Source organism: Cyclobacterium lianum (assembly GCF_900143075.1).
Taxonomy (GTDB): Bacteria; Bacteroidota; Bacteroidia; order Cytophagales; family Cyclobacteriaceae; genus Cyclobacterium; species Cyclobacterium lianum.
In genome coordinates this window covers 325883-334938 of sequence record NZ_FRCY01000006.1, presented here as the reverse complement: position 1 = coordinate 334938, position 9056 = coordinate 325883, and the positions used below count along the sequence as shown (strand labels likewise).

Sequence of the window (9056 nt, the reverse complement as noted above, 5' to 3'; positions counted from 1 at the left end):
CCCCAGCTTGGAAAGGACGTCTTCAGTATCAGAATCAGCGGATTCTTTGAACAGTTGGAGCACCGAAAGTACTACAGTTTGGAAGTCGAGTGGGGAAGACCTGGAAAAATGGGCAGGATCAGAACAGTAACTGTCCTGATTTTCAGTATATTGTATTTTATCAAAGATTTTTTTTCGGACATTCGCAAGATATATCCGTCGTGTTTTGGTTGGTATTTTGTACCTTCATAGCTATATGTTTAAGACAACATAATTTACCTAAAGTAGGCCGGTTTTCATAAGGAAAATCGGCTTATTTTGTCTCAAGAGGCCATTTTTTTCTTAACTTAATAGCATTGGTTGCTGATGCCATCAATCCACTACACGGAGTTCATAGGATTCAGGCATAGTCGGAGCACTGAAAATTACGGGACAATGTGCAAGGGAAAATGCAGATAGATCAAATAGCTTGTTTATTTAAATCGAAAAAGGAAAAATATTATATAAAATTCAGGATCAATTTATATTAAAAATAAATAAGCAGAGAAGAAATTTACTGCATATTATATATAGATCAAATCTAAATATACCTGCAAAAATAAACTCTACAGTCAAAACGTTAACCATAGAGCTTTTTATTTTCTAAGCGCTGGCAAATTGGTTACATCCAAAACCTGCGCCGGTAATGAACTCTATCGACTTGGTATTCTGATCGATAGGTTTGCCGTTATTCAACACCGGAATGATATAATCAGGGTCCATTTTTGATTCAAGGTGACTTAATTTGTTGCATTCACCATAATTTTTCTTGTCAGCTACAACGGGAGCCTTTGGTTCCCAATGATTGCAATTTGAACAAACTTTATCCATAACATGTATCCTTTTTGGTTATACTATATATACTGCAAGAATAAGAAAATGTTTCCCATGTCAAAAGAAAGATAATAGTTTGTAATTAAACTAAATTAAACCTTGCAGGTCATTTGAAGGGTATTTGTATCCATACTTATCCCTGGCCGGGACAATGTCATATGCTGCCTGCGCAGTTCCGGGAGTGATACGGTACCTGGCGAGTTTTGCCGATTGAATGTAGGCTGCAATGTGTGCTTGTCTCAATCCTGGGCAGCCCACCGAGAGACCTTTCCCGGCCGGAATTTGCCCGCCTTGCCTGTTGGCATTGCCAGGTTGGTTCGTGAGGAAGGCAGATAAAGGTTTTATCAGTTTGATATGGCTTTTTTGTGAAATAAAGGCTTAAGGATCCGCTGTTCCTGCCAGGCCAAAGTAGCTCACTTCTCCGTAAAATGAATTGGTCTGGTTTCTTGCGCTAGAGCCGGGATGTTTTTTGCAGTCTGAAAACAAAAATATACCAGCTTAACCAGCTAATCAGCCCCAATAGCAAACCTACGACAACCAACGGCTGCCAGGAAAGGGAGTATCGCAGGATCATAAATGAATACATAAAGCCGGTAATAACAAGGGCGATAATCCAATTGACGTATTTCCACCTGCCCATAGGTTTGACACCTGCTTTTTTTACCTGCCGCTTTAAGGCAATCCAAATGCCCGTCAAAACCAGGCCGGAAAGGGAGAGGCCGGCAAGAAACCATAGGATTTTGGTGCTTAACCCTCCCCAATTGCCAAAATGCAGCGGGTCAGCGATGTCATTGAGGTACATCACTGTAGGGATATCTTCCGCTTTCTGAACCATCACCGGCCGGTAGCTGAGAGGATCCAGGTATACCCGGTTGGCACGGTTTCTTACCAGTGGAACATGACTTGTACCACGAAAGTAAATGGGCTTGTTCACATCGTTTGTGGGAACGATCCCCCTTATCTGTAGCCCCGGGATCGCCTCTTTAGCTACCTGCGCAGCTTTGTCATAATCCACCTGGTAGGAAAAGGCGAACCGGCCGGTTTGATTTTCGCCCGAATTATCCAGTCCTGGGGGTACCGGATTGGAGATGTCTGATACCTTTCCCAGGTTGGTTCTTTCTACAAAATACCAAATACCCGTCAGTGAAAACAGTATGGCAAAGGGTAAGGACCAAAGTCCAATAAGGCGGTGCAGGCTGCGGAAAAACATCAGTTTTCCATTACCCGATTTTAACTCAAAAAGTTTTTTCCACCATTTCTTGTAAAACATAACTGCCGTGACCAATGAAATGGCCAGAAAAAAGGAGAATATCAGTACCATGAAGTAGCCGATCTGGTAAAAGGGCATGAAGAGATAATAATGGAAGTCACGAAAAAAACGCTGAAAAGTGACGGTGGTATCTCCTTTTACTTCGCCGCTGAGCGGATCTACAAATACATAATACCGCTGACCCTGCAGGTCTATATAAACGATATCGTTCAAATAGGATTCCTTTGGCATCAACCAGTAGCTGATGGCTCCTTCCGGATATGCTTCCTGTAATTGATCTACCAGTTGATTATAAGGTACCCGTTCTCCCTCACCTGATGCGCGAATGGCAGGGTAGAAAAGCCAGTCCATCTCATTGCTCAGGGTGGCCAGGGTACCTGAAAAGCATACTATAAAAAATAGTATGCTTAACTTGATACCTATCCAGCTGTGTAGCTGAAACAGCGTTTTCTTATTCAGTTTCACCAGCAACTTCTTTTATTAGAAGGTATAGGAAACGGTAGTCATGATATTTCTGGGGCTGCCGGGAAAGGCCCGGATCACGTCATATCCGCCAACCCAGTAGGTCTCGTTAAACAGGTTATTGACATTGATCTGAAACTGCACCTTGCTCAGTTTGTAATAAAGTGCTGTATCAAATATCCCGTACGATGGGAATATGTCGGGTTCGGTAGCAGATACGATAGACCCGAAGCGATCCGAAACATGATTGTAGCCCAGGCCAATACCCAAATCTTTGAAGGCACCCGATTCGAAAATGTATTTTGTCCAGAAATTTGCCGTATTGCGGGGAGCGTTTGGTTTTTGCCTGCCGATTATTCCCTCTATATCCGATGCAGTGATTTTGGCATCATTAAAAGCATACCCGGCAACGATGGACCAGTTGGGAAGGATGTTGCCACTCAGGTTCATTTCAATACCCCGGGATTGTTCCTCTCCGATTTGTTCCAGTCTTTCCGGATTGTTGGGATCATTGGCATTGTACAGGCCTCCCCGTTCTATTATTTGATAAACCGACAGGGTGGCACTCAGGCGCTTGTTAAACCATTCCGACTTGGCGCCGATCTCTACCATTTCACTGGTAAGCGGATCGAAGGGACCTCCTGCTTCGGGGTTGATAAAGGCTGCTGCTGTCTGCGGTTGGTATCCCTGTACCCAGGTGCCATAGAGATTGGTGTTGGGAAGCAGGCTATATACAAGGCCGACCCTCGGAAGCAAGGCCTGCTGGTCCACGATCTCTTCGCCGGGGCTGTTGTAATTCAGGTAGTCGGTAAAATATTCCTGACGCAGTCCCAGTAATATCTTCAACGGACCAATTTCGGATTGATTTTGAAGATAAAGGCCATGGGATTCCTGCATAAACTGATTGTAGGTCACCTGATTGTAAATGTATTTACTCATATCCCGCATGCCATTTCCTATAGGCGAGCTCAGATCAAAATGGTCTACATTGGTGACGGGGTTTCCGGCATCATCCAGTACATAATTCACTGCATTAGCAGGATTGTAGACGTTGGTGGCAGTTCCATTTTGGAGCAGGTAGGAGCGGGCTTCAAGTTGAGAACCGCCTGGTAACTGTTCCTGTCTGAAATAGTCGTGACCGATAAGCAAAGTGTTTTTTATTGATCCCGCATCGAAATCTATGTTCAGGTAATTGTTGATGGAGTTGTTGTTCCAGGATCTCTTACGGATAAAAACCCGCATGGCCACCTTACTTTCGTCAAATGAGCCATCCCCAAGAGAGGCGAATCTGTTGGAGGTGCGGTGCTCCAGCAGATCTTCATTGTAACTGGACAGTTGATAGGTGCTGTTAAAACTAATCCGTTCAGAAAACTGGTGCCGCAGTGACAGGGTTGCGTTTATGGTGGTTTCGTCCAGATAGTCATTTACTGCACTTAAAGAAGTGGTGATGGGAGTGGAATACAGATCCCTATTGCCAAAGGCGGCCTGTCCCCGATCCAGTCGGCCTTTAGAATCCTGGTAGACAATGTCAAAATTCAGGCTGGTATTGTCGGAAGGCAAAAAAGCGAAGGAAGGGGCGATGACCAGGTTTCTGCTAAATTGAAGATCTCTGAATCCGTCTGAGTTTTCAAAGCCCAGGTTGAGCCGGTAAAGTAGTTTTTTGTCTTCGGTCATCGTGCCGGTAAAATCTGCCAAAGTCCGGAGTGTATTGAAGCTTCCTACCGAGGTGGATATGGATTTTCTCGATTCTGCCAAAGGCTTTTTGGTAACCCGGTTGATGGCCCCACCCGGGGATGCATTGCCAAACAGGGCAGATGCAGGTCCTTTGATTACTTCCACCCGCTCGATGTGCGGAACCAATTGGGGTTTCCAGAAGCTGGTAAATGTCCGCATGCCATTCAACAAGGTGCCGGAATTCTGCTGGCCCTGAACACGAAAACCACGTATAGAAATGTCATTGTAAAAAGAAAACTGGTTTACCCCAGCCACATTCTTGACCACATCATTTACAGTAAACGCTACCTGGTCAAGCATCAGCTCCTTGGTTACAAAATTAATGGTGGAGGGTACATTTTTGATCAAAGATGCTGTTTTGGTGGCAGAAAACGTCTCCTTATTGTCATAGCTTGTTTCTCTTCTACCGGTGATTTCTATCGTTTGCAGACCAAACAGGCCTTCCGATAAGACCACATCCAGGCTGGCCTGACCGTCAGATGCAAGGCTGACCATCCTGTTTTGCGTTTCGTACCCCATGGAAGAAAATATCAGGTTATATCGGCCTGCGTTCAGGTTTTGAATGGCGAATCGACCCTCGGCATCGGTAACATCTCCACCGCTGCTTCCGGCAATCCCTACGGTTACAAATTCTAGCGGATCGCCGGTGGTATTTCTTACCTGTCCGTTAATGGATCCAGATTGAGCCATTAGGCAGCCGGTGGCCATAAACAGTAGAAGGCACCCGAAAATACGTATAGCTTTCATCACAGAGTTTTATTTAGATTGATTTAAAATAATAGCAAATTTGCAACATGCTTCAGAAAAGAAAAAATGATTTAGACTAAATCCAGATTGATTTTTTCTATGGTAAATTATTTTCCCTAAAAATTGTGCATGACTATCAATAGCCAGTGCTTCTACAATACAGATAAATCACTTGATTCAAAGGGGCAAGAATGGAAAAAATTTGTTTTTTTTCGCAAGTGGAGTAGCTACTATTTGGATGGCTGGTCATGCATCTGATACCTTGCCTGAGAAAATAGTTAATTTTGACAATTTTTCCGGTAATAGTTGATTTTACCGGCGAGCTGGATAATGCGTTGGAACGATCAACTTTTTGCCCTATATTCAACCCGGATAAATCCCGGAGTACCTGAAGCAGCTCATATCAAATCCCGGTAATGGCGAACTGTATGTCCTCCTTTTGGCCTTGGGGATCGGTTATTAATTTTATTATCTTCTACAAAACAATAATGAAAAAAGTAATTTACACCCTAGTGATCATTTGTTTGTCGTGCAGCACTTTTGCCCAAAGCATGAAGGATTTTCCTGTCAGCGAGGAATGGCTGGAGAAAATTGAATCGCTAGCACCTGCAGACACCAGGGTGGATGCTCCCCTAAGAAAGGTCCTGGTTTTTTCCCAACATACCGGATTTTACCATTGGATCATCCCCCACAACAATGAAATGTTGAAAATACTGGCCAAGAAGACAGGAGCCTTTGACATTACCATTTCCCGGGATATAGATAGCTTTGATGCAAAGCATTTAAAGCAGTATGACGCAATCATACTGAACAATTCCAATCCTTCAGGCCCGGACCGGGATCTGTTTGCTGACCTACTCAGGCAGAACAGCAGCCTGGGAGAAGCAAAAATCGCGGAATTGTCGGCCATGTATGAGGAGAACCTGATGGAATATGTGGCCAAGGGCGGTGGTTTGATGATCATGCATGGTGCCATCACAGTGCAAAACAATTCTGAGAAATTCAGTGCTATGGTAGGCGGTAGCTTTGATTACCATCCCAGGCAACAGGAGATGCATCTGAAGGAGGTAGATCCCTCGCACCCCCTGGTGCAGGCATTTGACGGCAAGGGTTTTACCCATGTGGACGAACCTTATTTCTTCAAAAATGCCTATTTCGATTACAATTTCCGTCCGCTCTTGTACATAGAAGCCGACAAAATCGAAGGTAAAAGAAAGGAAGTCGATAACAATACCATCTACGTAGCCTGGATCAAAAAGCATGGAAAAGGCCGGGTATTTTACAGCTCCCCCTCACACAACGCGCAGAGCATGGATCAGCCTGAGCTGCTGCAGTTTTTCCTGGATGGCCTGCAGTACGTCGCCGGAGATTTGAAGGCCGATGACAGTACTATGGAGGGAATCAAGCCAGAATAGATTTGAGATTGAATAAGACAATGCGAAAGACTGCGGAAAAAATCAATCCCCGCAGTCTTTTGTATTGACGGCAGGGAGGAAGATTTTTTATTGGCTCACATCTTTTGATTTCCGGAATTGCTGGCAAATTGTATTCAGCCGGGAACAGGCGCGTTTGTTCCCGCTGTTGATTTTCTTACTTCTTCGCCTTCTTTTTCCCCGCCGCAGTCTTTTTTGGCTTTGCCTTACCCTTTTTACCATCTCCCTGGCTCTCTATGATCTCCGTGATCTCGGCAAAGGTGAGTTTTTCTGCTTCCTTGTCTTTGGGTATTTTATAGTTGTTGCGGCCTTTTTTGATGTAGGGTCCCCAGCGGCCCATTAGTACCTGCACCTCCGGATCCTCATTAAAGGATTTGATGTGCTTTTTGGCGTCTGCTTCCCTTTTTGCCTTGATCAGTGCTATGGCCTCTTCCTCGTTGACGGAATGCGGGTCATACTCCTTGCCCAGGGATACAAATTTGCCATCATGCCGGATATAAGGTCCAAACCTGCCTATGGCAGCCACAATTTTCTTGTCCTCAAAATACCCCACATCCCGTGGCAATTTGAAAAGTTCCAGCGCCTCTTCCAGGCTGATACTTTCTATAAATTGGCCCTTCCGAAGGCTGGCAAATTGCTTTTCCTCGTCCTCTTGCTCCCCGATCTGTACCAGTGGGCCAAATTTCCCCAGCCTTGCGATGACTTTTTTGCCCGTTTTGGGGTCTTCCCCCAGCTCCCTTGAGCTGTTTACATCTGTGCGCTTGATATTTTCAGTTTGCTCTACCTTGGAATGGAAGGCGCCGTAGAAGTTTTCGATCATTTCCTCCCAGAGCTGCCCTCCCTGAGCAATGTGGTCAAATTCTTTTTCCACCTTGGCTGTAAAAGAAAAATCGATGACATTGGGAAAGTGTTCTACGAGAAAATCATTGACAACCATAGCAATATTGGTCGGAAAGAGTTTGTTTTTCTCTGTTCCGGTGGTTTCTGTCTTTTCCGCCTCCTCAAATTTTCCTTTGCGGATAAGCATCTCTGTATACTTCCTCGGACTACCCTCTCTGGATTCCTTTAGTACGTAGTTTCGTTTCTGTATCGTAGAAATAGTAGGAGCATAGGTAGAAGGACGACCGATGCCCATTTCCTCCAGTTTTTTCACCAGCGATGCTTCTGTGTATCGGGGTGCCGGCCGGGTAAAGGATTGCCTGCCTTTCATTTCTGTAAGGTCCAGTACCTGGCCTTTTTTCAGGGGAGGAAGCAGTCCTTTAGTGGTAGTCTCTTCTTCTTCGTCCTCATCGGTACTTTCCAGATAGACTTTCAGGAAGCCCTGAAATTTGATCACTTCCCCACTGGCACTGAGCGTTTGATCTGCATTTGAAATGGCTATGGAAACATTGGTTTTTTCCAGTTGAGCATCTGCCATTTGAGAAGCAATGGCACGCTTCCAGATGAGTTCGTACAGGCGCTGTTCATTCCGGTCGTTACCGGCTTCGGTAACCGAAAAATCGGTCGGGCGAATGGCTTCATGTGCCTCCTGTGCACCCTCAGACTTGGAGGTGTATTTTCGTTTCTGGTGATAGTCATTGCCAAAAGCATTTTTGATCTCCTTCTCCGCGCCTTTCAGGGCGTCTTCCGACAGATTCACACTGTCGGTTCGCATGTAGGTGATCCTGCCGGATTCGTATAGTTTCTGCGCTATACTCATCGTCTGGGCTACAGAAAAATACAACTTGCGGCTCGCTTCCTGCTGCAGGGTGGAGGTAGTAAATGGAGCAGCCGGGCTTTTCTTTGCCGGTTTGGTTTCCAGGGATTTGATGGAAAATTCCGCCTGGAGACAATTTTTCAGAAAGTTTTCGGCCTCCTCCCTGGTTTCAAATTTTTTCGGCAGTTCGGCTTGAAGTTGCTTGCCTTCCACATCAAAAAGGGCGGTGATCTTGAAGGAGGAACTGGGTTTGAATTTCTCTATCTCTCTTTCTCTGTCCACTATAAAGCGGACCGCGACGGACTGCACCCTGCCGGCCGAAAGACCGGCCTTGATTTTTTTCCACAGCACCGGGGACAATTCGAAGCCCACCAGGCGATCTAAAATTCGCCTTGCCTGTTGGGCGTTGACCAGGTCCAGATCTATTTTCCTGGGGGATTCCAGGGCCTTGGTAATAGCAGTTTTGGTGATCTCACGAAACACAATGCGTTTGGTATTTTCATCCGTTAAGCCAAGCACTTCTTTTAGGTGCCAGGAAATGGCTTCTCCCTCCCGGTCATCGTCACTTGCCAGGAAAATGGTTTCCGCCTCTTTGACCAGTTTTTTTAATTCCCGGATAACCTCCTTTTTATCCGGGCTGACCTCATAGGTGGGTTTGAATTTATTTTTTATGTCGATGGCATTTTCTCCCTTGGGAAGGTCCCGCACGTGCCCGTAGCTGGAAGTGACCTTATAGTCTTTTCCCAGGTAACCTTCTATGGTTTTGGCTTTTGCGGGTGACTCGACAATGACTAAATTCTTTGGCATGGTTTGCTTGTTTTGAAATAAAAATATGTGGGGCCGAGGAATTATCCCCTTATTT

Annotated in this window: 5 protein-coding genes; 2 read left to right on the top strand and 3 right to left on the bottom strand. The window is 45.3% G+C overall.

Annotated features, from left to right (window positions below; all coding sequences use genetic code 11):
- Positions 1 to 231: hypothetical protein (locus BUB19_RS24365; RefSeq protein WP_218588564.1), on the top strand; the 231-nt coding region annotated here is incomplete at its 5' end.
- 1072 nt (positions 232 to 1303) lie between these two features.
- Here the strand turns inward: BUB19_RS24365 and BUB19_RS12585 are convergent.
- On the bottom strand, positions 1304 to 2587 hold the full coding sequence (locus BUB19_RS12585) for a PepSY-associated TM helix domain-containing protein (protein ID WP_178371490.1): 1284 nt from the start codon (positions 2585 to 2587) through the stop codon (positions 1304 to 1306).
- 15 nt (positions 2588 to 2602) lie between these two features.
- Positions 2603 to 5065 (bottom strand): TonB-dependent receptor, encoded by a 2463-nt coding sequence (locus BUB19_RS12580; RefSeq protein ID WP_073094885.1) that lies wholly within the window; start codon positions 5063 to 5065, stop codon positions 2603 to 2605.
- Between the two features lie 488 nt (positions 5066 to 5553).
- Here BUB19_RS12580 and BUB19_RS12575 point away from each other — a divergent pair, with 488 nt between their 5' ends.
- The gene (locus BUB19_RS12575) at positions 5554 to 6480 is read left to right on the top strand and encodes a ThuA domain-containing protein (RefSeq protein ID WP_073094884.1); all 927 of its coding nucleotides are present in this window, start codon (positions 5554 to 5556) and stop codon (positions 6478 to 6480) included.
- 175 nt (positions 6481 to 6655) lie between these two features.
- On the opposite strand, the gene topA is transcribed toward BUB19_RS12575, so the two are convergent.
- The gene (gene topA / locus BUB19_RS12570; protein WP_073094883.1) at positions 6656 to 9001 is read right to left on the bottom strand and encodes a type I DNA topoisomerase; all 2346 of its coding nucleotides are present in this window, start codon (positions 8999 to 9001) and stop codon (positions 6656 to 6658) included.
- Positions 9002 to 9056 lie beyond the last annotated feature (55 nt).